This window comes from Ktedonobacter sp. SOSP1-52, assembly GCF_016587395.1.
In genome coordinates this window covers 2,399,303-2,425,055 of sequence record NZ_BNJH01000001.1, presented here as the reverse complement: position 1 = coordinate 2,425,055, position 25,753 = coordinate 2,399,303, and the positions used below count along the sequence as shown (strand labels likewise).

The window sequence follows — 25,753 nt, the reverse complement described above, 5'->3', positions numbered from 1 at the left end:
TCTAGTTAACCCCATCCAGAACGCGCAAAAGATACTGATTGTCCCATCCGGATTTGAGACGTTTGGCATGGATGCCAACACGGGAAGAGCGTTCCTGACGCAACAAATTCAAGCTGATATGGCGGAGTACCGCGAGATTTTCGTCGGCATGACCGAGCCTGACGCGCGATTCATCTTCCCGAAAGGCGATATCGAGGACCCAATGCAGGCTGTTTTCAATGCCCCAGTGGCTTCTGACCGCAGTGGCAAAGGTGTTGACTGACGAAAAACTGAGCAAGAAGTAGCGCGTTTCTTTTGTGGTCTTCTGTTCCATGCGCCGTTGCGCCCGAACGACCCCAATGCCTCGCAAGCCTTTCCACTGGTGTTGCGGGTCGAGATACGCCAGGATTTCCGGATCACTCAGGGTCCACTGTTCGCGAATTTCCAATCGACCGTGACCTTTCTCCACCTGTCGATCCAACTCCCAGTACGGGCTGGCAAAGCCGTCTTTTTCCGCGAGAGCAAACGTCGCTTTCACCTCGTCAAAGAGGTTCCCGTGATTGTCTTTGAGAGCCAGGGCGTAGTCACCGTCTTGCTCAATAATCCGCTCGGCAATCTTCGTTTGCGTCCCCATCGCATCAATGGTCACAATGCAGCCTTTGAGCGCCAGTTGCTCTAAGAGCAGCGGGATGGCGGTAATCTCGTTGGACTTCCCTTCCGTCGCGAGTTGAGCCAACACCAGACGATTTTCGACCGCCCAGGCACTGACCAGATGCAGCGCTTTTTTGCCTCCTGCCTGATCATGCGAGCGGCGCAGCGTTTTGCCATCAATCGCGATCACTCCGTTGACTGTTTGGCTGATCCCTTGCACCCATCGGATGAAGCTGGCTTCAAACTGTTTGGGATCAATGAGCGCAAACACACGCCCGAACGTATCGTGAGACGGGATCCCATTGGGCAAGTCGAGCAAATCCGTAAAAAAGGCCTTTTTGGCGTTCCCAAATTCCTCGATCTCAACCCAGCCTTCTGCTCCACATAAGACTCCACAGATCGCCAGGATGATGATATCCCGTAATCGATGCAGTTTGGTTCGCTCCACCCGAGGGTCTTCTACTTGCGCAAACAGACGTTCAAGATCTCGTCGGCCATTCTCCTCCATCTCATAGCCTCCCGCTTTTTTGGCTTATTTTATCACCTCTTCTTCCTTTCCTTTATTGTTGCTGAGCTTATTTAGATGCGATTGCCCTGGGACTGCCACCGATATCGACGAGCAGAAGCGCATCGAGGAGGCCTTACGCCAGAGTCAGGAGCGCATTCGCGCCCTCATCGACTCCAACATCATCGGGATTACTTCTATCGAGGGGGAGGAGGAAGTGCTGGTGGAAGCCAATGATGCCTGGCTTCACATGACCGGCTATACCCAGGAGGATGTGTGCAGCAGAACGCTGAACCGGGTAAAGATCATAGCCCCAGAACAGGCGCCTCTCTTCCAGCGCGCGCTCCAGGAGGTAGCCGAACACGGGCAACCCCCCCTTTGAAACCGAGGTGGTGTGTAAAGATGGCAGTCGCCTGCCGGTGTTGCTGGGAGGCATCATCTTTCAGAAGCGTCCGCGCCAGTTCATCAGCTTTGTGCTAGATAACTCGGCCCGCAAGGAACTCGAACAACGCAAAGATGACTTTATCAGTATGGCCGGCCATGAACTCAGGAACCCGCTCGCCGTAGTAAAGATGCAGACCCAACTGGTGCGAAAGCGACTGGAAAGGCAATCCCATCACGAGGCTGCCACAGCGCTTTCCAGGGTAGAGGGACCCGTCAAGCAACTGGAACGCCTGATCGGAGAGTTACTGGATGTCTCCAAGATCCAGGCGGGCAAATTGGAATATCGGCAGGAGACGGTCGACCTTGATGCGTTGCTCCATGAGGTGGCAGACACGATGCAGCAGATACATACGACGCATGCCATCGTAGTGCGCGGTGCCGCACCGCACTCACTCGTCGGAGACAAAGACCGGCTCGGACAGGTCTTCACCAACCTGATCAGCAATGCCATCAAGTATTCTCCCGGCGGCGAGACGGTCGAGATGGACCTGAGCACCTCCGAAGAGATGGTCACGGTCCGTGTCCGCGATCATGGGCTGGGCATCCCACAAGAACAGCGCGACAAGATTTTTGAGCGCTTCTATCGGGTCACTGGTCCCAGGCAGAAGGCGATTCCCGGCCTGGGAATGGGACTCTACATTGTGGCGGAAATCGTCAAGCGCCATGGGGGGACCATTACGGTGGAGAGCGAAGTCGGAAAAGGATCGACCTTTACGGTCACCCTTCCCAAAAGGAGGGATGCCTGACCGTGGAAAGCACGCTACGCACGTTATGAGTAAACGCCCTGAAAAGTGGCTCATGGCCACCTTTGGTGATGGGTGAGCGTATCTAGGAGACGAAATGACAAAGGCCAGCTCAAACAGTCTCTCCTAAAAACGCATTCGTCTCTCGATTCACCAAAGATGGCCAAGAGGCACTTTTCGGGGCATTTACCACGAGCGGAAGAGAGACGTATCAATGCAGGAGACTCCACTGCTGGCAAGCAACGCCCTCGCGAGCTGGAGAGAGCCTACCCACCAGGCTGGATCCAGGACCGTGACGCAGCACTGGCTATCACACCCGCGACCTGGTGCTGGCTGTGTGACGCGTGGCTAGCTATCACACCCAGGGGGGGTACCTGCTTTTTATGAGGTGCCAGCCAGGGCAGGCGATCACCCCCGCCAGCGTGACACATCGCCATGAGTCACAGGCGCGCCGGCCAGGCGACAATGTGACGCCCGAGAGCCTATCACATTCTGCTGGAGCGGTTGTGATGTGGATCCACCCATCACACAGGGAGCGCGATCGTGCTCGCGTGACGCAGGACTGCCCTGTAAGCCCTAACGTAAGCGCGAAATGAAACGAGCTTGGAGATGGGCATTTTCATGATCTCAATCGTGAAAAATTCCAATGTAGCTGCGAAAAAGAGCACATATTCTTCCGTAACTGCGAAAAAAAGCAGCGCGGCTAGAAGCACGAGAAAAGCGGCTTTGGTCAGAGCAACCGGACAGCGCGAGACGAAGGACTGAGAGAAAAGCCGTCTCTTCCAAACAGATGGCCGAGCCTATAAAGCCGGTGCAGCTATTTCGCGCTTACAGTAGAGAGCCTGACCAGGAGCTTATGCTTTTTTTCGCGGTTACGATAGAAACTTTGATTTTTTCGCGCTTACGTTGGAGCGCATATGCCCATCACGGAGGAGCCAGGAGTGCCCGCCCGCGCAGAATCGCGCTATAATGCGATTTTTGGCGCGGACTCCCAATGACCAGCCTGAGCACGTGAGGGCCTTTCTTGCCCATCTAAGCGCGTTGTTTTTGCAGGGAGGGGAGCCTGCAAGATTTTTCCCTTGAGGGAGGCCTCGCCCGCTTCCACTGTCAAGCAGATCACGCATAAATCTATACGATATCGCACCCTTTTACGCACACAACTATGGGCACTTCCTCCCCCTGGCAGGGCGAGTGGATTGATGAGACGCTTTCCGGTTTCTTTGACCTCTTCGACGTCTTTACCGATCCCAACTTGCAGGAGCCCCTCTCCAAAATGTGAGCAACGGCTCAGGCGACCAATGTCCCATTCATCATCGTGATAGCCATTTCGATGACCTAGTGTCACACAGCCTCCTCAAAGGCTCATTTGCATTCATCCTTCCAATTTTCTCCTAGCCCGGTTGCCTTGTTCGGCTCGACGCTTCCTTGGACATTACCTCTCGCCTTCTACCTCACCGTTACCAGTGCGCAGAGAGGGATTGGAGACAGCCCTGGACACTGGGCTGAGAGCTTAACACTCTACTCCTCACATGCGCCTTTGTGTCGCGCCGCAACTTCCATCAGTACATCCTTCAGAGGGATTCCCTTGGAGGCTACACTCAAACTATTCTATGAGCCAGTTTTCCGCCCCCCTTATAATAGATTTGAAGAAAGAGTGGATATGATGGATATGAATGCGCTCAACAAAAACTCACTGCAGAGCCGAGAGGACGTACAGACGCCAATGCAGGTTCAAATCGCGCATGAACAGTCGTAGGTCGTGGTGCCGACGAGGGCAGGAATGCATTCTTCATGCTAAGGAGGAACGAAGCAAGGCATATGGATCAGAATACGCAGAGCACACGGTATGAAGCTGAACCGAGGCAGAAGCAGGTGGCTCCTCTCCCTTGTGTCGTGATTGTGGGGATGGGATTTGGCGGCTTACAAGCGGCACGCGCTTTGGGCAAAGTGCCTGTTCAGGTAATCGGGATCGACCGCAATAATTACCACATGTTCCAGCCCTTGCTCTACCAGGTAGCAACCGGCATCTTGTCCCCTGCCGACATCTGCTCACCACTTCGCCATATTCTCCGCAAGCGAACCCAAACGGAGATCGTGATGGCTGAGGTGACAGGAATCGATGTCGAGACCCAGCAAATCCTCATGCACGATCGGTCGATCCCCTATGAGTATCTGATACTGGCAACAGGGGCAGACAACAACTATGCTGGGCATGATGCCTGGAAACAGTATGCGCCCGGGATGAAATCCGTCGAGGAGGCCAGAGCGATTCGCAGTCAACTCCTGCTTGCCTTTGAAGCGGCTGAGCAAGAGAGCAACCCAGAACACCGGGCAGCCCTGCTCACTTTTGTGCTGGTGGGAGGGGGGTCGACCGGTGTTGAGATGGCAGGTGCGATAGCAGAAATGGCCCGCAAAACCTTCGCGTCTGAGTTCTGCCATATTAATCCAGCGCTCGCACACGTTGTCCTCATCGAAGGAGAATCACGCATTCTCTCAACCTTGCCGGTGTCTTTAGCCCGGAAGGCCCAGAACAAACTGATCCGGATGGGGGTCGAAATCAGAACAGGAAACCATGTCGCCGCCATCGACGAAGAGGGGGTCGTCGTCGCAGGAGAACACATCCCGGCCAAAACGGTCATCTGGACGGCTGGGGTAAAAGCCTCACCTGCTGGAGCGTGGCTTGGGGCTGAGGTGGATCGAAAAGGGCACGTTAGGCTCACCAGTGATCTCACGGTACCGGGCCATCCGAACATCTTTGTGATTGGAGATACAGCCACCTTGAATCAAAATGGCAAACCGCTCCCGGGCGTCGCGCAGGTTGCCATTCAGCAGGGTCAGTATGCTGCTTCGGTTATTGCTGCTCGCGTGAAAGGCCTGGAGCACAGGAAGCCCTTCCACTACCGGAACAAAGGAACACTGGCCACGGTCGGCCGCTCCTATGCCATTGCGGATCTGGGGCACATTCGACTTGCTGGCTTGCTGGCCTGGCTCATCTGGGTGGTCGTGCATCTCCTCTTCCTGATCGGGTTTCGCAATCGGTATGTGACGCTCTTTCAGTGGGCCTGGAGCTACCTCACCTTTGAGCGTGGGGCATGTCTTGTTTCCTATGAGGACGAAGAGGCTCTACGATCTCGAGCAAGTCGTGCACTCTCTTGACTTGGTAGTATCAACATAGCGAAAAAAACTGAGGAGCCTGGCTGAAAAGAGATGCACTGCTCTTGATTCTCCTTTTACTGCTCCTTCCTTTTCACCTCGGTTTTTGCCGCCCCTCTGGATAGTAGCAAGCATGATGCTGGCCAGGCCGTCCGCCTTTGGCTCGTTTTGTCCGCATGAGGTTCTCTTTTTCAGAGTCGGTGGGAATGCATGAGGCATACCTTCTCCTCGTTCTCTCTCGCTACCATCTTGCTTGGGCTATTCTTCTCACATGAGCGACTACCACTATTGCTACCATAGAGAAGGGAGCACATTCTTGCTCTAAACATATTCATGTCTACATTCCCAAAAGTTGGGAGGCTACCTTGGCTGAGTTTCTACACGAGATCCTCTCGCTGACACTGGTATTGCTGATTGTCGCGGTCATGCTCACTGTAGTGGCCGCGCGACTACGCATTCCATATGCGGTTCTGCTGATCATAGGCGGGGCTATCCTTGGCTTTATCCCTCATCTTCCCTATCTTAGCCTTGATCCAAATCTTGTGCTTCTTATTTTCTTGCCTCCCTTGATCTCTTTCTCCGCCTGGTTTATCTCATGAGTAAATTTCGCAAGGAATTGCGTAGCATTTTCTCCCTGGCCATTGGCCTGGTCCTGGCGACGATACTCTGCGTGGCGGTGGTCGCGCATACGGTTATCCCCAGTCTCTCCTGGCCTTCCGCATTCGTTCTGGGGGCTGTGGTCTCGCCAACTGATGCGGTCGCGGCTGAATCCATCATGCAAAGCCTGGGACTCAATCGACGCATAGCGACGATCATCAGCGGCGAAAGCCTGGTAAACGGCGTGACGAGGCTGGTCGCCTATCGCTTCGCAATTGCAGCCGTCTCTACCGGCTCCTTCTCCTTGCTAAACGCCAGCACACAGTTTATGCTAGTAAGTATTGGTGGCATCGTGATTGGCCTGGCGATCGCCTGGCTTGCGGTCTGGCTGTACCGCTGGGCCGACAATCCTCTGGAGCAGATCATAATTTCCATCATTACGCCTTTCGCAACGCACTTGATTGCCGAGAGGCTGAGTACATCGGGCGTCATTGCTATGGTGGCGGGCGGTATATGCCTGGGCAGGCAATCTGCGAACTTCTTTGCCGCGAATACGCGCCTGCAATCATACGCCTTCTGGCGTGTGATCGTCTTTCTGCTCAATTGCCTAATCTTCTTGTTAATCGGCATTCAGTTGGGCCATCTGGGCTTTGGAAAATCGTCCGTTCTCCTCTTGATTGAATATGCGGCCTTGATAAGCCTGACGGTAATCTTCGTACGGCTGGTCTGGACCTTCGCGGTAGGCTTTCTGCTGCGCCAACTAAACAGGTTCTTGCCGTTTCATTACCACTCCATCCCCGCTTTGCTCATCATTGGATGGAGTGGGATGCGGGGTGGCATTTCGATGGCGACGGCACGGCTATCCCCACGACCACCACGATTGGCGGCCCTTTCCCCGGGCGCGATACCATCATCTTTATCTCCTTTGGCGTCATTCTTTCTACTTTGCTGCTCCAGGGGTTAACCCTTGGTCCCTTGATTCGTCAACTTGGTTTCCACAATGATCCAGCAGAGCAAGAAGAGAGGCATCTGGCGCTCCAAACGGTAACCCAGGCCGCCCTTGCGCGTTTGGAAGAATTGAAACTGGAAGGAGCCGCATCTATTGAGACCATAGAACACTTACGCGCTTACTATGAGAAGAAACTGGGTGTTCTGACGCAAGACACAGAGGAGGCACGACAACACCAGCGACAGAGGAGGTCTACCTTACAGCAATTGTCGCATGACATACACCAGGCGTTGATCGGGCTACGGAATAGTGGAGTTATCGACGATGGAGTATTTCACTCCGTTGAACACGATTTGGACCTGGAAGACGAGCGCCTGCGAGGAAGATAAGTTCACTCCTACGCACGCGGCAGTCTGAAAGCTCCCCGTGCAAAAGCATTTACACGTACACACAATTCTTGGATCTGGAGGAAAAAACGTGGAAGCGATGGCTTGCACATGCCTCGTTTTTCCCACACGAGAAATGGCGCGACAAGAAGAGAGTCCGATTCGATTGCTCATGCGAGCCGGGAGCGCTGATCAGGCTTCCCCAGAGAGAGACTGCTCTTTCAGCGATAACTGTAGGAGTAGGAATCATATTCAGCTACATTCCCAAGTCGATAATACCATTTTGAAAAAGAGGCCTTTTAGAGGAGCAGGATTTGCAGCTGATTGCCTATCGTCCTGCAGCGATAGGCAGAAATGTTGGGCCGATACTCGGCTGCTCAGATTAAGGGATCAGCAGTTTTTTCCTGGTGCTATGATGGATGGAGAAAGGCGAAGGACGGTTGAAAGTGACGGGTGTGTCATCTCTTCCATCGTGTTGGAGGCAGATCGCACGTCTCCTCATACGTGGAATGTTTGATCGCTTCCTCCTAAGGAAGGACGAGATGGGTCAGAACCCAAAGCCTCCAGCAGAATCAACACAAAAAGAGCGGATATCGTCACAGCAACTCGAATCGCTTTGTGCGTCGCTTCCCGATGCCATCGTGGCGTGGGATTGGGCAGGGAAGATCCTCTCCCTGAATGCCGCGGCTCTGACACTCTTTGAGGTCCAGGATTCCAGCACCTTTGTGGGAACATCCACTCAGCAGTTTCTCCAGCGCTATACCTGGCATGACGAACAGCAAAGACCGTTCTTCTTCCCCTCCTGGTTGCTGGCCCCAACAACCCACAAGGAAGCTACTACATCCCGTTCCTACGAACAAACCCTTGTGCTCGGTCTCCCTTCCCACCGCAAGGTGTTCCTCGAAATGCGTTGCTCACTGGTGCGAGATGCCAAGCAGCAGCCGAGAGGTATGCTCTCGGTCTTTCATGAGGTGGCACCCCGCTATCAGAAGGCCCTCCACATCCAGCGTGTCTACGAAGCGCTGGTGCACTTGAACGAAGCGATCGCGCGCATTCCTGAGCACCTCTCTTTAGCGTTCCCTGATAAAACCCTCCTCTTCTCCCCTCCGGTGATCTTCGTGGACCAGCAGCTCGTGGATGTCATTCGTCAGGTCCTGGCGTGCTGGCGCGTGAGCCTGATGGCTTTTCGCGCTCCAACATTTCATATTTTTCATATCGTGGGCAGTGGTTTTTCCGCCGAGCAAGAACGCCTGTTCCGGGAGAAGCGCGGGCACCTTCTCTTCGCCGATTTTTTTGACCAAACAGTGCTTGCTCGTCTCCAGGCCAACCAGGAAGTGATTCTCGCGCCGCATCGCCTACGCATTCCGACCGGGTATCCTGCAGAGTTGGGGACCGCGACCCTCCTGGTGATTCCTCTGTTCTGGCAGCAGAACCTGATTGGGATGCTTCTGATCTCCAAGCACGGGTGGGAGAATGGGTATAGCCAGGAGGAGATTGATCTCGTGAGAGCCGTCGCCGCGCAAGCCCTGCTTCTCATTGAATGCCTCTCCTACTTGCCAGAGTACGGGGGTGAACAGACCAGAGAGCGTGTGCTGCCTGAAGCGGAGCGGCTGAGCAACGACTTCCTGCGGCTGGCCAGCCATGAACTGCGCACCCCGCTGACGGGGATCAAGGGCAATCTGCAGTTAGCGCAGCGCCGTTTAGAGCGGTTAAAGCGCGATCTGGACCAACAATCTGAGCGCATGGGTGAGCACCTTAAACAGACCCGGCAGTCTCTGGAAGCCGCCGAGCAAAGCGTCCAGCTGCAAGAACGCATGGTTCAGGATATAATCGATGACGCGCGTCTCCAGACCGATCAACTAGATCTCTCGTTGAAATCCTGTGATCTGCTCGTCCTGGTCAAACAAACTGTGGCAAAGCAGCAAGCGTCCGTGCCTAAACGTGCGATCGAGCTAGAGATCCTGGCATCCGAGCCCACCATGCTGGTCCTCGCCGACGCCGAGCGGATCACCCAGGTGCTCACCATTTACCTGGCCACTGCCCTCGCCTATTCCCCGGCAGAGCGGCCCGTGACGGTCAATGTGCAAGAAGAGGACCAGCGTGCACGCGTCTCAGTCCATGACGAAGGACCAGGCATCCCCTCTGAAGAGCAGGGTCGGCTCTGGGATCGCTTCTATCGGGGAAAAGGCAGCGCGGTTCAGCATGAACTGGATCTGAGTTTAGGATTACGCTTCTACCTGTGCCGGGCGCTCATCGAACGCCATCATGGCACTGTTGGTGTTCAGAGCGCCCCCGGTCAGGGAACGACATTCTGGTTGACCTTACCGATTGCAAGACCTGCAGGAGTATGACAGACGCAAGAGAAGCTCTTGTTTTCCTGTCTACGCTGCACGCAGACACACTGTTCCTGCACGCCACTGTGGGTGATCTGGAGCGTTCTCGATTTATTGCATGCTTGATGCTGCAACAGGTCGAGAACGCTGACACAGGCAACTCGAACCGAGAATTCTGGCTCCGCTATGTAGGAGATGTCTTAGGAGATGGGTATATTGTTTGCTTATTAGGTTGCCAAGTACGCATTTTCCGTCTTTGAGCAGGCACAGAACCATTCACCCGCGTCCTTAATGCCCATTATTGGTGCGCCAGGGCCGAGGACCTTTCCAGCCGTACCGCAACGCGAGCAGGCGCAGCGCGAACACGAAGACCGCGGTGAGGCCAACTGAGAGAGGGCCGTTTATAGGAAAGTGAGGTATAATCACCGCAATCGTTGCGCCAAGAGCAGCGGGGAGAGCGTAAAGCTCACTCCCTGCCCTCAGCACTGTTGGCCGATCCTGAGCAAGTACATCACGCATGATGCCGCCTCCCACAGCCGTAAGCGTACCGAGCGCAATAGCTGGCAGCGGGCTGAGACCGTAGACCAGGGCTTTTGTCGCGCCTGAGATGCAGAACGTAGCAAGCCCAGCGGCGTCGAAAACGAGTACCGCGGCATTGAGCCGATTTATCAGCGAATGCGCAAAGAAGGTCAGACCCGTGACGAAGAGCGCTATCCATAAATAGCTCGCGTCGGTAAAAGCTACTGGAGGAACAGCTCCAATAATCAGATCACGTATGACTCCGCCGCCGATTGCTGTTATCACAGACAGCACTGCCATACCAACAATATCATAATTTTTGCGGACTGCAAGAAGGGCGCCAGACTCAGCAAAGGCAAAGGTGCCAACAAGGTTAAGGGACTCTTCCAGGATAGGATTAAAAACGACTGAGTACATCTTATTCCTCGCCCTTCTCACAGGAACCAGCAAGCCACATTGTGCCACGCAGGACCGAACGACCGGCTATTTATTGAAGCATACTCTCTGCTCAAGCCAATGTGTATACTCTATTCTAATCGGCTCTTTGGCGCAAGTCGAAGAACTAGTACATGGGAACCGGAATCCTTCGGTGGTTTAGATGGTTAACGCTTTGCCCTGAGACGTCCACTTGAAGGGCTTAGCCATCGTCGCATTATAGTAGTCGATGAAAGCCAGCACCTTGGCTTGCAAATCTTGCACACTGAGAAAGGAGCCACGCTTGAGCACCTTGCGCACCAGGATCGAAAGCCAGATCTCGATCTGATTGAGCCACGAGCTGTGCTTGGGCGTGTAATGAAAGACCACATGATGGGTGGGATCACTCAAGAAGGCAGCTCGGCGGGGCATCAAGGCCAGGATGCCATATTCGCCTTTCTTCCCCTGATCCTTTTCGATGCCTGAGATGTGAGCGACCCATCGCACCAGGGGGCTCAGATTGATGAACGTTGAGGTTGTCTGTGACAACCTGCCAGCGATGAGAACCCTGGAAAAAGTGAGTCACCCTTTTCTCATTGAGCGTGTTAGTGAAGGAGGATGAGAGAAAGCGGCATCGAAGCTGGAACGCAGATTCATCCATGAGAAGGAGATATTCCTATGACAACGAAACAAGTATCACGCGAAGGAGTTGTGCTTAATAACCTGAACACTATCTATCCTGCCATTGAAGCACTGTACACCGATCTGCATGAGCACCCGGAGCTTTCCATGCAGGAGGTCAAGACTGCCGCAAAAGTAGCTTCACACCTCAAATCTTCCGGTTTTGACGTCACAAGCGGTGTTGGGGGCACAGGAGTCGTAGGCATACTATGCAATCGATCAGGACCCACAGTCATGTTACGCGGAGATATGGACGCCCTCCCTTTAGAAGAGCAGACTGGCTTACCCTATGCCAGCAAGGTGAAAGCGAAAAACCGCGCTGGAGAAATGGTCCCGGTCGCCCATATGTGCGGGCACGATGTGCACACCAGTTGCCTGGTGGGGACGGCCATGTTGCTCGCGCAGGGGAAGCAGAATTGGTCGGGGACATTGATGATCGTAGCGCAACCTGGCGAGGAAACAATGGAAGGTGCACGAGCGATGCTTAACGATGGGCTTTTTACGCGTTTTCCTAAACCTGACGTTGCTCTGGCCCAGCACACCAACTCCTTCCCAGCGGGGACCATCAGTTATCACCCTGGCTATACCTTAGCGGCCGAGCATAATGTGCGCATCCGCCTTTTTGGCATCGGCGCGCACGGTTCGCTGCCACAAAAAAGTATCGACCCGGTCGTGATGGCTGCCGCGGTCGTGATGCGCCTGCAAACAATAGTCGCGCGCGAGATCACACCGGGGAAGATAGCTATTGTCACCATTGGCGTGATCAAAAGCGGGACGCGCTACAATATTATCCCTGATGAGGCGGAACTCGATCTCACCATTCGGACTTTTGAAGATGAGATCTTTCAACACATCTACTCTGCTATTACCCGGATTGCGCGGGCTGAAGCAGCGGCCTCCAATGCTCCGAAGCCTCCCGAGGTTTCAATTATGGAAGCCACCCAGGCAACCTATAACGATCCCGAACCAACTAGGCAAGTTACGGCGGCACTTACTCAGCATTTCGGAGCAAACCGCGTCAAAGAGATTCCGGCAATGACTGCCAGTGAAGATTTTTCTCTCTACGGACATATTCCAGGCGGGGCGGGCGTGCCTTCTTGCTATTATTTCCTTGGAATCACCAATCCTGAGCTTTATAAGAGGAAAAAAGGGGATGTTCCAGGCCCACATTCGCCCTACTATGCCCCTGACCGGGACCGCTCACTGAAGATAGGTTTACAGGCACTTTCGGTCGCGGCCCTTTCTCAATTGGGCAAGCCATGACGTGACAGATGGCGTCCTTGCCGCCTGATCATTTTTCCAGGTTCATATTTATGACTACAGGAAATACAACTGCCATGCTGACAGGTTCTGTCAGAACTGAGATCACAGAAAAGCTTCTCGGACAAATGGAAGGCTCACCTCTCGCTCGTTGACCTATGAGGTTGCTTGTATAGCTGTCTGGAGAGCAGCAAGACGCTGGAGAAAAACCTGTCGTTGTTCTAGGAGAGAGACCGCTTCACCCATGGTGCGACGAGGACGAAGATAATTGCGCAATTCGTCGAAGGCACAACAGAAGCGTGCTGCCCCTTCAACTGTTCCAAAACCGCGCATTGGATAGTATCGTTGTTTGATTCCACGGTGGTCTTGCTCCAACCGATTGTTGAGATATTTACTCGTTCGATGGACAACATCGCTGCCCATTATCTCACGAATTGCTCGCGGATAGGAACTATGCCCATCTGTCGTCACCTGCTCGGGAATATGACCAACAACGTCAACAGCCTGTCGAAAAAAACATTTAGCCGCTTCCATATTCCGCTTCTCACTCAGCATGGAATCCACCAGCGTTCCATCCTGGTCGATAGCTCGATACAAATAACACCACTTCCCATGCACTTTCAGGTAGGTTTCGTCAACGTGCCAGGATCTTCCCACCTTCCCATGCCGCTTGATTCGCAACTGCTCCGCTATCAATGGGGCGAATCGTGCTTCCCAATCGCGAACGGCCTCGTGCGTAAAGATGAAACCACGCGCTAAAAAGACCTAAAGCCGAGATACGTGGAAAATAGGACATAGGAGGAACAAGCAAAAGGGTATTAATGATATTGGATGAATAATTCTATTTCAACTGGCTTCATGCTTGGGTACCAATTTTCTCTAGAGCTTCTTTCGCAATATAGGAGTTTGAGCATGGTAGGAACAGCGACTCGGCATAGAAAACTAGCTCTATTGGGCCAATGTAGCTCTGGGGCCAACCTATTCAATTATTATACACGAGATCCTCATTCCATATATCCCACAAATAATCTATACATTTACACTCATTTCTGTTAAAATACATAGGTAGCAGACGCTCGAAAGAGTCATTACTCACTCTTTCTTTCATTTGCTAAAGTTTGGAGGAGTCAACCGTTATGAGTGATGTCCCTGGTATTCCAAATAGCGCGTTTCAGTGGGAAGCACGTAATAAATTAGCTAATGAGGTCATTGCGATTTATGCCCAAAGACATAAAGCTATGGATATCACTGTTGGTCTGGGTAGTGGGGTTATAGGTATCTTTGTTCCGGTTGCTAGTTTCGCTGGATTAGCAGGTGCACTGGTTGCCGCTATCCCAGTGATTTATAATCCTCTGACGCAAAAGCTTGCCTACATTTATAAAGCCTCTCCTGACAAGATAACAAAGGGTATGAAGGCAAGTACCATTATTGAGGAGACTGTCTACGATGTGGGTGCAGAGTTGCTCTTCGATTTTACAACCGATTTTTTAGTGGAGCTTATTACAGAAATGTGGCCACAACTTTTTTTGGGACTAGGAGCTTCACTCATCCCATTTGCAGGTCTCGCAGCAAACGCTGTCTTAGATGGTATTATTGCATCTACGCTTACGTGGCGGCTTGGAACAATGACGGCGATCTATTACATGAACGGCGAAAATTGGCTGTACTCGAACAAAAAAAGAACGCGCCGAGAGGCGAATAAACTTACAGGTTTCCCTAGCGCAGACATCCATCGTCCAGACGCGTTATCACATATCAAAGATATACCTGAAGTAATGGAAACAAATGTAGAAAAGATGCTCCAGACGGCGAAGTTCATGAAAGAAGCTAATCCTGATATAACGAATGCTCAACTTCGAGAAATTTTTAGGAAACAATCTTTGCCCGAAAAGTGGATTGAGGAAGTATTACGGCGACTTTCCAAATAGAAGTAGTCGCTCTGTATAGAGGTGATGCGCTTCTAGGACCCAGACAATGATCTCGCAAAGCCGCTCTGAAAGCGGGATTGTACCATTTGGCATCTCTTTATCACCGCTATTCAGAGTGACCACCCAAATAGATATAATTTAATGAATTGCGTCAAAAAAAGCAAGAGATGATTTAACTACATCTCTTGGAGTTCTAATGCTTGCCGATATGCCTCTAATGCCTCATCATAACGTCCAAGTTTTTCTAGCAAGACAGCCTTTTCTCTATACAATTCGTGATCATATAAGTCGAAGCTAAGTGCCACTTCATACGCTTGTAAAGCTTGTTCATATTCACCGACATTTATAAGTTTTTCGGCTTGCTGCACATAAAACATAGAAATATATTTATCGTCAATATCCAGATAATCGAAGGCAAGCTGAGTAGTTTCCTCACTCGTATCGTCGGTCCTTTGTACAAATAAATCTGGAGACATCTCTGGCCAGATATCCTCAAGAACCCTGATAGGTGTGACCCAACCCCTTTTTTTGTCTGCAAGTCGTGTATTTACTATCCCTATTACATAGTTATTTTTATTGACTACCGGTGAGCCACTATTGCCGGGCCGCAGTTCGTCCTTACCTTCGACTTCTATCTCCCAAAACGGAACGAGGGTATTTAATGTCATTCCTGCTTGTATTACGCCAGTGAAGCTCCCGCGAAACCGTTTGAACACAAGTTTTTTCTTGGGATTATCATCTAAATGATAATACCCTGCAAATTCAAGCGCTTCACTCTTTATGCTATTCACATATGGACCAAGTATCGGTTTATCCGCCAACCCGACTACGAGTAATACCGCTACATCAGCACCATCAACAGGGGCTGATGTTATCACCTTCGCTGGAATATTATTCACTCTTACCAACTCTTTTCCGCCAACATCATCGATAACATGGGTGCAAGTGAGCAAGTAGGTTCCTTGCTCATCCCGATGGACTACAAAACCTGTTCCATAGACGTTGTTGCCATCAGCGCCACTGGTAATTAGGACTACTGAGTTTTGCCATGAATTGTCCATTTACCGCTACCCCTGATTTTTGAGCGTCATCCTCACAAGCACATTTGCTCCAAAATTTGTTTTAGCAACATAGATATTGCCTTCAATGTCAAAGCTTAATCCCACTTCGACCTCGACCTGTTCAAGATCTATATCTTCACGCAACTCTTTCACCGCCGCCACAATAGGTTGACAGGTTTTAAGAAGCACAGGCTTTATTTTGTTAAGAGTGGCGTCAACTTTCTCCGCGAAGCCACCTGAGATCTGTTGTACTTCATCTCCTGCCACCTCTACCTCCACAAATGTACCATCTTCCAATTTAATAAGCCTGTTAGCCATTGCTGCTTTCCTCTCTAAACTCGATTCATTATACTAACATTAAACATTTCTTGTTACTTTTTTCAACTACGCCCAAGAGGTTTTCTCCACGTCCTGGGGTCATGGTAATAATCCAGGCGAAACATACGTTAAGCCATCGAGTACCCTCTCTGGCTCAACTATTAGGAAAACCACACACTGCAATATTTGCAACGCTTTTGAGCATCATCGCAAAGCCAGTTATTTCTGCCACATGACTGGCATGTCACGTAGAATATATGGTCACCATCTCGCACGCGCCCTGTTCCTTTACAGCGGGTACAAGGTGATCCATCGGCTATACTTTCTAAAATGTTTCCTATGAGAGAGAAGGAAGAGCTTGCTCTATATTTTCCTCCTCCATCGCAATTAGGGCATTTTTTCATGATTTCTCCCTCTCAGAAAATAGGAACTACCTTTACAAACTGTGTTTAAGTAAGCTGACTTCTAAATGCTCTGCTTTAAAGAACTGCCCTACCCTGAGCAAGTGGAATCTCTCGATATTTGTTGCGCTTTCCTTGCACAGTAAGCGTCCCGCTTCGTTTGCCAAAACCTACCTAGCCGCGAGCGATAACACATAATTCTCGCGCTCGTAGACCTGTGTGTAGCATAAGTATGATTGTCATTTGAATCAAGTCTTTTCGCATTTTGAACCATAACCATTCGTGTATCTCGGTAGTCGAGAAGCAGAAAAGGCGCGTTTTCGGTGCAACCTGACGCAATTCTTTTCCAGGCGGCAGAGCAACCATTTTTCGCAGGCGAGACTCGCGCAAAAGACCTTTTTTTCCAGAATCACGAAAAGTATTGTGGCAGAGATGGCGCTGCTCCTGAAGCTCTCTCGGAGAACCTAGCGAAAGGAATTGCGTCAGAAAACAATGCGTTTTCTTTTACCCGATCTACAAGAGTTCGAGAAAAACGGTTCAATGCTGCCTGGAAAAGAATTGCGTCAGAGCCATTGAACGTCGAACTGCCATAAACGAGCTCCTAGTGCGCTTCCAGGCGAATCACGAAAATTTATATGAGTCAGAAAAGAGGAATTTATTGATTCGGGCAACAGTCGAGGTAGTTACTACTTCAGGAGCGAAAGAAGGTTCTGCTTCTCGCCCTTGTTTCCAAACGAACTCGCAGCAAGCAGCAAAATGACGCAGATCACTGAGATAGTTGCGAAAGGTTGCACGAGCCAGGTCTTCTTCAACGCGAAGCCGTTGTTCATATCTGGTTAGAATCTGCTCTCCTGGTTCAGAGAACACCGTTGGGCTGGTGCGTCTTATGATCATCGCCCCTTACCTTAGCAGATGAAAGAAACGGCAGTTGTTAGCCACCTTAGCAGATGAAAGTCCTGGGTTCTTGCGCCATTTGCTGCTGCTAAAGTATCTTAGCGGCAGTATATCACATCGAGAGATGGAAGTATATGAATTATGTGGGAAGGGAGTAATACAATGACCTCGATTGATCGAACGATTTATCGTCAGATGAAACGCAGTTACACCACCAAAGAATTGATCGCAGCGTATACTCCAACGAAAGAAGAACGTAGCTTTGTGAGCACGATGACTCGAACCGTGCAGAACCAATTGAACCTCATGCTCTGGATCAAGTTGTTTCCGTGTCTGGGCTATTTTCCGGCGCTTGATGCGATTCCCGCTCCGCTCGTGGACCACATTCGCAAGGCACTTGACCTGGCAGCAGACGTGGTTCCTGGGTACGACCATGATCGGACACTCTACCGTCATCACCAGTTGGTGCGGGAGTATTACCAGATCGTTCCCTATGGCAAAGAGGCTCGGCGTGTCGCGCTTCGGACGCTCCTGCGTGCCGTTCGCACCATGGACAACCCGGCGGATATGCTGAATGCGGCCCTGGAAGAACTCATCAAACAACGCTACGAATTACCCGCGTTTAGTACGTTGGATCGTCTCACTGGCAGGGTTCGTGCGCTGGTCTATGGACGTATCTGCCGATCTGTGCAGCGCAGCATGACTGCGGAAATCCAGCACGGCCTGGAAACGCTCTTTGAGGTGCAACTCCCTTCGCATCGCTCCGCTTTTTCCCAGCTCAAGCTCGTTCCGCAAAGCCCCACCCTTTCCCACTTGAAAGCGTGGCAAGATCGCCTGACCTGGCTCAGGGAGTTGGGAGCAATGGACGCGCTCCTCAAGGATATTCCCCCGGCCATTGTGAAGCATTTTGCCGCCGAGGCCCGCGCCCTGGATGCCAGCGAACTCCAGGATTATACTCCAGCGAAGCGCCTGACCCTGGTCGCGTGTCTCATTCAACACGCGCAGATGAGTACCCAGGATGATCGCATCGAGATGTTCCTCAAGCGCATGTCTACCATCCAGGTGCGGGCCAAAGAGGCTCTCCAACAGGCGCGAGACGCCCAGCAGAAAACGACGGCCCAGCTCGTCGAGACACTCACCGATCTGGTGGAAACAGCCGTAGAAGACAAAGAGCAGGATGATGCAACCGCAGGCAAACACCTGCGCGATATCCTGGAGAAGCATGGAGGCCAGGAGCATGTGTTAGAACAATGCCAACAGGTCGCAGCATCGCTCTCCGATGCGTACCAACCCTTGATGTGGCAGTTCTACAAAAGTCATCGCAAAGCGCTCTTCCAGCTCGTCCGTTCCCTTCCCATCAGCTCTACCACCCAGGATCAATTGCTGATCAAGGCACTGAACTTCACCTTGTCGCAGGAACATCGTCGCAGTCTCTTTTTCCCGGACACGCTCGATCTCTCCTTCGCCCCAGAGGTCTGGCAACACCTGATCCGGGTCAAGCACAAAAAGCGCACGAAACTGGCTCGACGGCACCTGGAAGCCTGCATCTTTGCCATCGTTGCCGACGAGCTCAAAGCGGGGGACCTGGCGGTCGAAGGATCAGAACGCTTTGCCGACTATCGCGCCCAGTTGCTGCCCTGGGCAACGTGTGAACCCCAGGTCGCGGAGTATTGTCAGGAGTTGGACCTGCCCTCAGATGCGCACACGTTTGTGACGCAGTTGCGTGAGCGCTTGACAGAGGTGGCCGCTGAGGTGGATGCCGCGTTTCCCGGCAATAAATCATTGGATATTACCGCCAAAGGAGAACCCGTGCTCAAGCGCATTAAGGGAAAAGCCGTGCCCGCCAGCCGGATCGCGCTTCAAGAAGCACTGCGCCACTATCTTCCCGATCGATCGGTGTTGGATATTCTCTGGGACACGAATGAAGATGTTCACTGGACGAGGCATTTTGGACCCATCTCTGGCTCTGATCCCAAATTGGCGCATGCTGATGAACGCTATGTCATCACGTCTTTCGCCTACGGCACGAACATGGGAGCTGCTCAGATGGCCAAACATATGCGGGGAATTGTCAGCGAACATGACATTACGTTTGTGAACCGCCGCCATATGACTGTGGACAAATTGGAGGCCGCCAGGGCTGACCTGATTAATTGCTATTTCCAGTATGATCTGCCCCAAAGTTGGGGGGATGAAAACATTGCTGCGGCTGATGGCACGAAAGTGGATCTCTACGAGAACAATCTGCTGTCTTCCTACCATATTCGCTACGGGTCGTATGGAGGTATTGCGTATCATGTCGTCTCTTCTCTGTATATCGCTTTATACAGCCACTTCCTGAACTGTGGAATGTGGGAAGGGAACTTTTTGATCGATGCATTGATCGGCAATACGTCCGATATCCACCCGAAGGTTATTCACTCTGACACCCAGGGGCAATCGACCGCGATCTTTGCCCTCTCCTATTTGTTTGGGATTGAGCTGATGCCCCGTATCCGCCACTGGAAAGATCTCAAATTCTATCGTCCGAGCAAAGAAACCGTCTATCGGCATATCGATACGCTCTTCAAAGATACCATCGATTGGGATCTATTGGAAACACACTGGACCGACCTGATGCAGGTGGCGCTCTCCATTCGTGCAGGAAAGCTGCAACCATCTATTTTGCTGCGGAAGTTGGGACATGAGAGTCGGAAAAATCGCCTCTATCAGGCGTTTCGAGAATTAGGACGGGTGATTCGCACCATCTTTTTGCTCCGTTACATCTCTGATATTCCCTTGCGTGAGCAGATTACGAAGACCACCAACATTGTGGAACGCTACAACCAGTTTTGCCAGTGGATTCGCTTTGCGGTGGGTGGACTCATGGCGGAGAATGATCCTGAAGAACAGCAAAAGCTTGTTCGCTATACGGATATCATCGCAAATGCGCTCATGCTGCAAAATGTGGCTGATTTGACAGAAGCGTTAGAGCAATTGAAACAACATGGCTATCCCGTCCAGTCAGAAGATGTTGCACATCTTTCTGCGTACATCACCGAGCATCTCCAACGCTTCGGGGACTATACGCTCAGATTGCGACCGGTAGCCCCTCTTCCCAATCACGAAAAGGCGTTCACAGAAGCACTCTTGGAAAAGGTCGGAGATTCGGAAGAGCTGTTTGCATAACAGAAATAAAACACTTTTTACCGTTTCTGCCTGTATCCCCTATGTCCTATTTTTACACGTATCTCGGCGCTGGGTCAGTAACTGTGGGCGCAGTTCCGCCGTTGCTTGCTCCGTTGGCTCACGTCGGCTGGTCAAATGCAGAAACTCTCCGGTGATATTGACCCAGGTATCTACTTCCATCAGGAGCTCAGGGAGGCCCGTCGGGGGAAAGAAGGCGATCAAATTCTCACGCGTCTCCAGCACCTCGGAGGGAACCTCAATTTTTTCCAGGGCGGTCAGCACCAGTTTCTCGCCGTCAATACGGACATCAGGATTTTTGTTGCGGGCAATCCGTCGTGCGACCTGGCGGGAAAGGGTGTCCAGTCCGTTCAACAGCTCCTGGAGGTAGATACTGCCATCTTCTGGCAGACCGCTCTCTTCATACCAGGATGCACGCCGCTGTGCCCATTCCTTTGCCTGGTAGAGATCGCTATCCCAGGCGGCATAGCGTTGGCTCCCGGTCACGGTCAGATCTCCGGCTCGCAGTGCGGCTCTCGCCTCATGCAGGAGCGCAAATTCCCAGGCATGCTTGTTGACCTCCCCATCTTTGGTCACTGCTCCCGCCCATTTCTTTGGGACAAAGTCAACAGGGGCTTCCTCTGGCATGGATTTGCGCCCAGCCGTGTTCATCTCGGTCAGCGTCGAGATCCCCTCGACCAAGACATTGTTGGCACGAGGAGAAGCAAACTGAAGCGTTCGTAACACGAGCGGGGCGAAGTCGCGCATGTGGGAATAGCGCCGATTCAGGAGGCCAAAAAAGGCAGTTGTTTCACTCTTGTCCAGTTCTTCTGAGAGACCGACGAGAGAACTGACTTTCTCTCGCGGGACCAGTTGAAACACCTTCTCGCGTACTTGCTCTTCTGGTACGGAGGCATCAAGCAAAACCTGAGCCACTTTCTTAAATAAGCGCGCGCTCTCCTGGTGGGCCTGATCCTGCTTGGCCTTAGCAACCAAGAGATCTTCATCGGTGCGTGAGAAGAGACGCCCGACTAATTGATCAAACATTTCTACGATCACGGTTGTCAGTTCTTCTGCCCGGATGGCGAGAAAAGCGCAGATATGCGTGTAGCGTTTGGCGGGCAGATATTTGCGGATATTGCGTGCCCGATGCTTATTCACAACGGAAGCCCATTGGCGCAGGCGATTAGTGGTCATGTTTCCCCAGTTCAGAGGAGCTGGAAGCGACGCTCGGACAAGAACCAGTCGGGCGCATTCCTCTTTGATGACCGGAACTGAGGCCGCACGCGGGGGTGCAGAGAGCCAGGACAGTTGACTCTCGCCCTGTGATGTATCCAGTAAGGCATCCAGTTTGGCCTGATCTTCAGGAGAAAGTTGTGTCAGCATCTGCTCAAACAAGTCATCTTCTGCCTGATTGCGTGCCCGATAGATGAGGCGGTCAATGGTGGTCTCCCCCTGGGGACGTAACACCCCCATGCGAATCATCCAGTCCGTAGCAGCATCAAAGAGTGCAGCAGTGTTCCCCGTGTGAGGCACTTTTTCGATGAGATAGGCTGACGACGCTTCGGCATCCGACTCTTGCCAGGCACGGACTTCCAGATGGGCTCGCACGGCATCAAAGGTAGCAGAGCGCGCGGAAGGATGATTGCGCCACCCCGAGAGCACACTCGGCTTGAGATTGAGTTGCTTACTTACATGGGTAATCACCTCATCGGGAATGCCGTTGGTCTCAGAGAGCAACACTCGTTCCACACGCGCCCAGACGAGGACTAACGCACGATAGAGGCGTTGCGCATCCGCCCGCAAGGGCAGAAGGAAACGGTGGTCATTGGGTGTCAAGGTAAACAGACGGCGTAGCTCCTCCTGATTGGTACTCCAGGAATAGGTTTTTGTCATGGGCTATCGCTCTCGTGCCTTTCGTCGTTGATACTCTAGTAAGTCTGCCTTGACCGTGCTTTGATCTACTTCTGCATAGCGCAAGGTACTTTGGAGATTGCGATGACCCAGATGCTTGCGAACCGTCGTCACGGGGACGCCAGCCTGAATCAGTTGCGTTGCGCGACTATGGCGGAGCTGATGGATCGTCGCCGAGACTTCAGCTTCTTGGCAATATTTTTGCCAGGCTTTGTGAACAACGGAATAGGTGAGGGGAAGTGGCGATCCTCCATAGCGGGGATCGCCTCGAAAGACGGAGCCAGAGGTAATATGGCTCTGTTTGAAGTGTCGCCGCAGCAAACGGATGCTTTCTGGGGCAGCCGTCAACATCACCGTTCGTTCTCGCTGTCCTTTGGCGAAAATGCGCAGTTTCTCATCGTCCTGGGCCAGCGTGACATCACTGACCTGGAGGGCCAGCATCTCTCCAACCCGAACGCCGGTTTCATACAGCAACATAAAGAGCGTCCGGTCTCGGATGTTGGAAGTGGGAATTGCCTTAAAGATCTTCATGACATCGGCATCCGCCAATGGACGCGGTTCTCGTTTGGGTTGGGTGATCGGGTCCAGGCGCTCCATCGGGTTAGACGTGCAAAGTTCTTGCCGAATAATCCAATGATAGAACGCGCATAAGGTTGAGTAGCGCCGCGCCTGAGTTGCCGTGCTGAGATGTCCATCTCCTTCTAAGAACTGCTGGATCACTGGGGCCGTTACCTGGTCAAGATCAGTGGGCACGGCTGCCACAAAGTGGCGCAAATCATGGGTATACGCTTTGATAGTATTGGTAGGAACATGACGAGCACGCAAACTCGCTATGTAGAGATCGGCGGATTCACCAGTGGTACTCATGCCTTTTCCTCTCGTGTGCGATATAAGTACTAAAACTCCACTGTGAGAGCGAGAGTAACATGAAAGGACTCTTGCTAGGAAAGAAGCGGGGTAACGGGCAAAGAGATCAGAGTTAAAGAGGGGAAGGTGCGATATAACGGCTACTTATATCGCACGTTGTAGTGCGCCCAAAGAGGCCCATGAAGGTCTGCTGCAAACCCAATGCAGCCTCACTCAGGCGAGGTGAGTAAAGCAGCTTCTTACCTCTAACCGAAAGGCTCAGGGGAACAAGAGCATGAAGTCAAAAGCCCGCTGAAGTCCTAGCGCCAGGGACCAGAGGGCGGGCAGCCAGGCCGTCTATGGTGAAAGCGAAACTGCTTGAAGCTCAGTCACGGCGGACAATGCGTGTCCTGTGGGAGGGCGTTACTGCCCACATCTGATGGGATGAACGAAAGGTACGATGCGCTCATCCAGCCTGCATCAGAGCCAGCCCATAGGGAATGGGAAATGACGAACGAGACACCTACGGACGGAGCGACCCACATGGGTAACTTGGGGATCGCCTAAACGCTGCAAAGCGCACGGCGACGGAGGAGTCATAGTACTCAAACGCCCTTCGTAATGGAAGGGACACGGGGAAGGACTCTACAGAGAGTCAGTTTCAATCAAAGGAGGTTGGCCCGGATGAGCCAGAAGACCAACACGCGATTGGAGCGCCTACAACAGTTAAACAGCAAGAAAGAGTGGATCAACCACAATCTGTATCGAATGATGTATCGAGAAGATCTCTACATCATTGCCTACGAGCGGATCAAATCCAAACCTGGCAATATGACCCCCGGAACAGACGCCGAGACGCTCGATGGCTTCTCTCTTGCCACAATCCAAGAGATCATACAAGAAATGAGAACCGAACAATTTCACTTCCGACCGGTACGGCAACAATTTATCCCAAAGCCCAACGGCAAGATGCGCAAACTCGGCATTCCTTGTGTGAGAGACAAGATCGTCCAGGAAGTCATGCAGACGATCCTGGAAGCCATCTACGATAGCCCCTCCGCTCCCTACTTTCAGGGAACGAGTCATGGGTTCCGACCAGCCCATAGTTGCCATACAGCTCTGCGAGAAATCCGCACCCATTGGACAGCCGTGAACTGGTACATCGAGGGAGACATTCGAGCCTACTTCGATGAAATCGACCATCATGTCTTAGTCCAACTCCTGCGCAAGAAAATCCAGGATGAACGCTTTCTCAACCTCATCTGGAAACTACTGAAAGCAGGATACCTGGACCTGCACGGGACCAAGAAGGAAGGCCTCGTGGGCTCCCCCCAGGGCAGCATTCTCAGCCCGATCCTCGCGAATGTGTACTTGCACGAACTCGATGTCTTCATCGAACATCTGCAAGAACAACAAGAAAAAGGAGCCATTAAGCGAGACAATCCTGAATGGAGCAAGCTCATCTATCAAAAGAACCGGATGGTAGCACGCCAGGAAACCAAAACCAAAGCGTTCAAAAGCCTGATGAAACAGATCAGGAAAACCCCCTCGAAAGTCGTCAACGATCCAGACTATCTCAGGTTGAGATATCTGAGATACGCCGACGACTGGCTGATCGGTCTGTGTGGGAGTCACGCGCAAGCCGAGGAAATCAAGGAAGCTGTGAAATGCTTCCTCAGAGATCACCTCAAGCTGACACTCAACGAAGAGAAAACGCACATTACCCATGCTCGGACCGAAGAAGCCTTCTTCCTGGGGACACGTCTTTCCATCGGCAACGGAGGCGAGGCGAAAGTTGTTCAGCAAAAGACCAGCAAAGGGAAAACGATCAAGCGTCGTAGTACGGGATGGGCAACCATCATGAAAGCTCCCATCGACAAGCTGATCGGGCGGCTGAACAGCCGAGGCTTTTGCACGGCAACAGGAGAACCTACACCCAAGCGACTGTGGACTCAACTGGACGCGGACCAGATCATCCAGTTATACAGCGGAGTCAATCGCGGACTCCAAAACTATTACCGCTTTACGGACAACTGGAAACACCTGTCCCGCATTCAGTACATTCTCAAATTCTCGCTCGCAAAAACGCTGGCGCAGAAATACCGGATTTCCGTGCCCGGGGTCTTTCAACGCTTTGGAAAAGAACTATCCTACTCTCTTAAAGACGAGAGAGGAAAAGCAGATCGGAAGGTGAGTTTCTACCTCAATCGCGATTGGACGAAGAATAAGCTCGCCTTTCAGGGCGGAACACAACGCGACGTTGATGTCATCCGAACGGTGATCCACCTGAGAACCCGCTCGAAGCTGGGAAAGCCCTGCTGCATCTGTGGAGAAGCAAAAGGGCAGATCGAGATGCACCACGTTCGACACATTCGCAAACTCTCGAACAAACGGATAGCCACCGGTTTCAACAGTCTCTTGCGAGCGATGAACCGAAAGCAAGTTCCCGTTTGCTCAGATTGCCACCGAAAGATCCATCGTGGAGAATATGACGGACTGAGACTCTCTCAGTTGGCCTACCTTCCACGCTGAACACTGATCGTAGCGGCTCTTGGAGAGCAGTGTGCGCGGAAACGTGCAAGCACTGTTCGGAGGGGAGGGGTTGGTGTTCC

At 52.2% G+C, this 25,753-nt stretch carries 20 protein-coding genes and 2 pseudogenes; 13 read left to right on the top strand and 9 right to left on the bottom strand.

The window, feature by feature from the left end; translation table 11 throughout:
• Nucleotide 1: 1 nt before the first annotated feature.
• Entirely contained in the window at nt 2–1,138 is a 1,137-nt protein-coding gene (locus JMJ16_RS11440) for an ISAs1 family transposase (RefSeq protein ID WP_201380589.1), read from the bottom strand.
• 88 nt (nt 1,139–1,226) lie between these two features.
• Between JMJ16_RS11440 and JMJ16_RS11435 the strand changes: the two are divergent.
• From JMJ16_RS11435 to JMJ16_RS11425, 3 genes and pseudogenes are all read left to right on the top strand, one after another.
• A pseudogene (locus tag JMJ16_RS11435) lies at nt 1,227–2,325 on the top strand (sensor histidine kinase); the annotation flags it as partial.
• A gap of 211 nt (nt 2,326–2,536) precedes the next feature.
• The gene (locus tag JMJ16_RS11430) at nt 2,537–2,674 is read left to right on the top strand and encodes a hypothetical protein (protein ID WP_201381302.1); all 138 of its coding nucleotides are present in this window, start codon (nt 2,537–2,539) and stop codon (nt 2,672–2,674) included.
• A gap of 31 nt (nt 2,675–2,705) precedes the next feature.
• The gene (locus tag JMJ16_RS11425) at nt 2,706–2,918 is read left to right on the top strand and encodes a hypothetical protein (protein ID WP_201381300.1); all 213 of its coding nucleotides are present in this window, start codon (nt 2,706–2,708) and stop codon (nt 2,916–2,918) included.
• A 368-nt stretch (nt 2,919–3,286) separates the two neighbouring features.
• Here JMJ16_RS11425 and JMJ16_RS11420 read toward each other — a convergent pair whose 3' ends face one another.
• Entirely contained in the window at nt 3,287–3,667 is a 381-nt protein-coding gene (locus JMJ16_RS11420) for a hypothetical protein (protein ID WP_201381298.1), read from the bottom strand.
• Nucleotides 3,668–4,140: 473 nt separating this feature from the next.
• On the opposite strand from JMJ16_RS11420, the gene JMJ16_RS11415 reads away from it, so the two are divergent.
• The 5 genes from JMJ16_RS11415 (at nt 4,141) to JMJ16_RS11395 (ending at nt 9,758) form a co-directional block, all read left to right on the top strand.
• Nucleotides 4,141–5,478: an NAD(P)/FAD-dependent oxidoreductase gene (locus JMJ16_RS11415; protein WP_201381296.1), complete on the top strand. Its 1,338-nt coding sequence runs from the start codon at nt 4,141–4,143 to the stop codon at nt 5,476–5,478.
• 362 nt (nt 5,479–5,840) lie between these two features.
• On the top strand, nt 5,841–6,074 hold the full coding sequence (locus JMJ16_RS11410) for a hypothetical protein (RefSeq protein ID WP_201381294.1): 234 nt from the start codon (nt 5,841–5,843) through the stop codon (nt 6,072–6,074).
• Nucleotides 6,071–7,036 (top strand): sodium:proton antiporter, encoded by a 966-nt coding sequence (locus JMJ16_RS11405; RefSeq protein WP_201381292.1) that lies wholly within the window; start codon nt 6,071–6,073, stop codon nt 7,034–7,036. The genes JMJ16_RS11410 and JMJ16_RS11405 overlap by 4 nt, the downstream gene beginning before the upstream one ends.
• 11 nt (nt 7,037–7,047) lie before the next feature.
• Complete coding sequence (locus tag JMJ16_RS11400) at nt 7,048–7,410, top strand: hypothetical protein (RefSeq protein ID WP_201381284.1); 363 nt, start codon at nt 7,048–7,050, stop codon at nt 7,408–7,410.
• 539 nt (nt 7,411–7,949) lie between these two features.
• Nucleotides 7,950–9,758 carry an ATP-binding protein gene (locus tag JMJ16_RS11395; protein WP_201381282.1) on the top strand — a complete coding sequence of 603 codons (1,809 nt, stop codon included), beginning with the start codon at nt 7,950–7,952 and terminating at the stop codon, nt 9,756–9,758.
• Nucleotides 9,759–10,028: 270 nt separating this feature from the next.
• Here JMJ16_RS11395 and JMJ16_RS11390 read toward each other — a convergent pair whose 3' ends face one another.
• Both JMJ16_RS11390 and JMJ16_RS11385 read right to left on the bottom strand, forming a co-directional pair.
• Complete coding sequence (locus JMJ16_RS11390) at nt 10,029–10,676, bottom strand: trimeric intracellular cation channel family protein (protein WP_201381274.1); 648 nt, start codon at nt 10,674–10,676, stop codon at nt 10,029–10,031.
• A gap of 177 nt (nt 10,677–10,853) precedes the next feature.
• On the bottom strand, nt 10,854–11,222 hold the full coding sequence (locus JMJ16_RS11385; protein ID WP_236601407.1) for a transposase: 369 nt from the start codon (nt 11,220–11,222) through the stop codon (nt 10,854–10,856).
• 129 nt (nt 11,223–11,351) lie between these two features.
• Between JMJ16_RS11385 and JMJ16_RS11380 the strand changes: the two genes are divergently transcribed.
• Nucleotides 11,352–12,617, top strand: a complete 1,266-nt coding sequence (locus JMJ16_RS11380) for an amidohydrolase (protein WP_201381272.1) — start codon at nt 11,352–11,354, stop codon at nt 12,615–12,617.
• A gap of 153 nt (nt 12,618–12,770) precedes the next feature.
• Here JMJ16_RS11380 and JMJ16_RS11375 read toward each other — a convergent pair.
• A pseudogene (locus JMJ16_RS11375) lies at nt 12,771–13,379 on the bottom strand (IS6 family transposase); the annotation flags it as partial.
• Nucleotides 13,380–13,750: 371 nt separating this feature from the next.
• Here JMJ16_RS11375 and JMJ16_RS11370 point away from each other — a divergent pair.
• Entirely contained in the window at nt 13,751–14,542 is a 792-nt protein-coding gene (locus JMJ16_RS11370; RefSeq protein ID WP_201381270.1) for a hypothetical protein, read from the top strand.
• Between the two features lie 176 nt (nt 14,543–14,718).
• On the opposite strand, the gene JMJ16_RS11365 is transcribed toward JMJ16_RS11370, so the two are convergent.
• Nucleotides 14,719–15,603 carry a tetratricopeptide repeat-containing serine protease family protein gene (locus tag JMJ16_RS11365; RefSeq protein WP_201382831.1) on the bottom strand — a complete coding sequence of 295 codons (885 nt, stop codon included), beginning with the start codon at nt 15,601–15,603 and terminating at the stop codon, nt 14,719–14,721.
• Between the two features lie 6 nt (nt 15,604–15,609).
• Nucleotides 15,610–15,921 carry a CU044_2847 family protein gene (locus JMJ16_RS11360; protein WP_201381268.1) on the bottom strand — a complete coding sequence of 104 codons (312 nt, stop codon included), beginning with the start codon at nt 15,919–15,921 and terminating at the stop codon, nt 15,610–15,612.
• A gap of 724 nt (nt 15,922–16,645) precedes the next feature.
• Here JMJ16_RS11360 and JMJ16_RS11355 point away from each other — a divergent pair.
• Both JMJ16_RS11355 and JMJ16_RS11350 read left to right on the top strand, forming a co-directional pair.
• The gene (locus tag JMJ16_RS11355) at nt 16,646–16,915 is read left to right on the top strand and encodes a hypothetical protein (protein ID WP_201381266.1); all 270 of its coding nucleotides are present in this window, start codon (nt 16,646–16,648) and stop codon (nt 16,913–16,915) included.
• Between the two features lie 463 nt (nt 16,916–17,378).
• Entirely contained in the window at nt 17,379–20,384 is a 3,006-nt protein-coding gene (locus JMJ16_RS11350) for a Tn3 family transposase (RefSeq protein WP_201381264.1), read from the top strand.
• Nucleotides 20,385–20,423: 39 nt separating this feature from the next.
• On the opposite strand, the gene JMJ16_RS11345 is transcribed toward JMJ16_RS11350, so the two are convergent.
• Both JMJ16_RS11345 and JMJ16_RS11340 read right to left on the bottom strand, forming a co-directional pair.
• Nucleotides 20,424–22,277, bottom strand: a complete 1,854-nt coding sequence (locus tag JMJ16_RS11345) for a DUF4158 domain-containing protein (protein WP_201381262.1) — start codon at nt 22,275–22,277, stop codon at nt 20,424–20,426.
• 3 nt (nt 22,278–22,280) lie between these two features.
• Complete coding sequence (locus JMJ16_RS11340; protein ID WP_201381260.1) at nt 22,281–23,162, bottom strand: tyrosine-type recombinase/integrase; 882 nt, start codon at nt 23,160–23,162, stop codon at nt 22,281–22,283.
• Between the two features lie 663 nt (nt 23,163–23,825).
• Here JMJ16_RS11340 and JMJ16_RS11335 point away from each other — a divergent pair.
• Entirely contained in the window at nt 23,826–25,673 is a 1,848-nt protein-coding gene (locus tag JMJ16_RS11335) for a group II intron reverse transcriptase/maturase (protein ID WP_201378066.1), read from the top strand.
• Nucleotides 25,674–25,753 lie beyond the last annotated feature (80 nt).

What these genes read in the sequence shown, in the direction of transcription:
- JMJ16_RS11430 (WP_201381302.1), top strand. Translation starts at nt 2,537, where the DNA reads ATGCAGGAGACTCCACTGCTGGCAAGCAACGCCCTCGCGAGCTGGAGA.
- JMJ16_RS11360 (WP_201381268.1), bottom strand. Translation starts at nt 15,921, where the DNA reads ATGGCTAACAGGCTTATTAAATTGGAAGATGGTACATTTGTGGAGGTA.
- JMJ16_RS11405 (WP_201381292.1), top strand. Translation starts at nt 6,071, where the DNA reads ATGAGTAAATTTCGCAAGGAATTGCGTAGCATTTTCTCCCTGGCCATT.
- JMJ16_RS11440 (WP_201380589.1), bottom strand. Translation starts at nt 1,138, where the DNA reads ATGGAGGAGAATGGCCGACGAGATCTTGAACGTCTGTTTGCGCAAGTA.
- JMJ16_RS11350 (WP_201381264.1), top strand. Translation starts at nt 17,379, where the DNA reads ATGACCTCGATTGATCGAACGATTTATCGTCAGATGAAACGCAGTTAC.
- JMJ16_RS11345 (WP_201381262.1), bottom strand. Translation starts at nt 22,277, where the DNA reads ATGACAAAAACCTATTCCTGGAGTACCAATCAGGAGGAGCTACGCCGT.
- JMJ16_RS11390 (WP_201381274.1), bottom strand. Translation starts at nt 10,676, where the DNA reads ATGTACTCAGTCGTTTTTAATCCTATCCTGGAAGAGTCCCTTAACCTT.
- JMJ16_RS11425 (WP_201381300.1), top strand. Translation starts at nt 2,706, where the DNA reads ATGAGGTGCCAGCCAGGGCAGGCGATCACCCCCGCCAGCGTGACACAT.
- JMJ16_RS11395 (WP_201381282.1), top strand. Translation starts at nt 7,950, where the DNA reads ATGGGTCAGAACCCAAAGCCTCCAGCAGAATCAACACAAAAAGAGCGG.
- JMJ16_RS11370 (WP_201381270.1), top strand. Translation starts at nt 13,751, where the DNA reads ATGAGTGATGTCCCTGGTATTCCAAATAGCGCGTTTCAGTGGGAAGCA.
- JMJ16_RS11380 (WP_201381272.1), top strand. Translation starts at nt 11,352, where the DNA reads ATGACAACGAAACAAGTATCACGCGAAGGAGTTGTGCTTAATAACCTG.
- JMJ16_RS11415 (WP_201381296.1), top strand. Translation starts at nt 4,141, where the DNA reads ATGGATCAGAATACGCAGAGCACACGGTATGAAGCTGAACCGAGGCAG.
- JMJ16_RS11365 (WP_201382831.1), bottom strand. Translation starts at nt 15,603, where the DNA reads ATGGACAATTCATGGCAAAACTCAGTAGTCCTAATTACCAGTGGCGCT.
- JMJ16_RS11335 (WP_201378066.1), top strand. Translation starts at nt 23,826, where the DNA reads ATGAGCCAGAAGACCAACACGCGATTGGAGCGCCTACAACAGTTAAAC.
- JMJ16_RS11340 (WP_201381260.1), bottom strand. Translation starts at nt 23,162, where the DNA reads ATGAGTACCACTGGTGAATCCGCCGATCTCTACATAGCGAGTTTGCGT.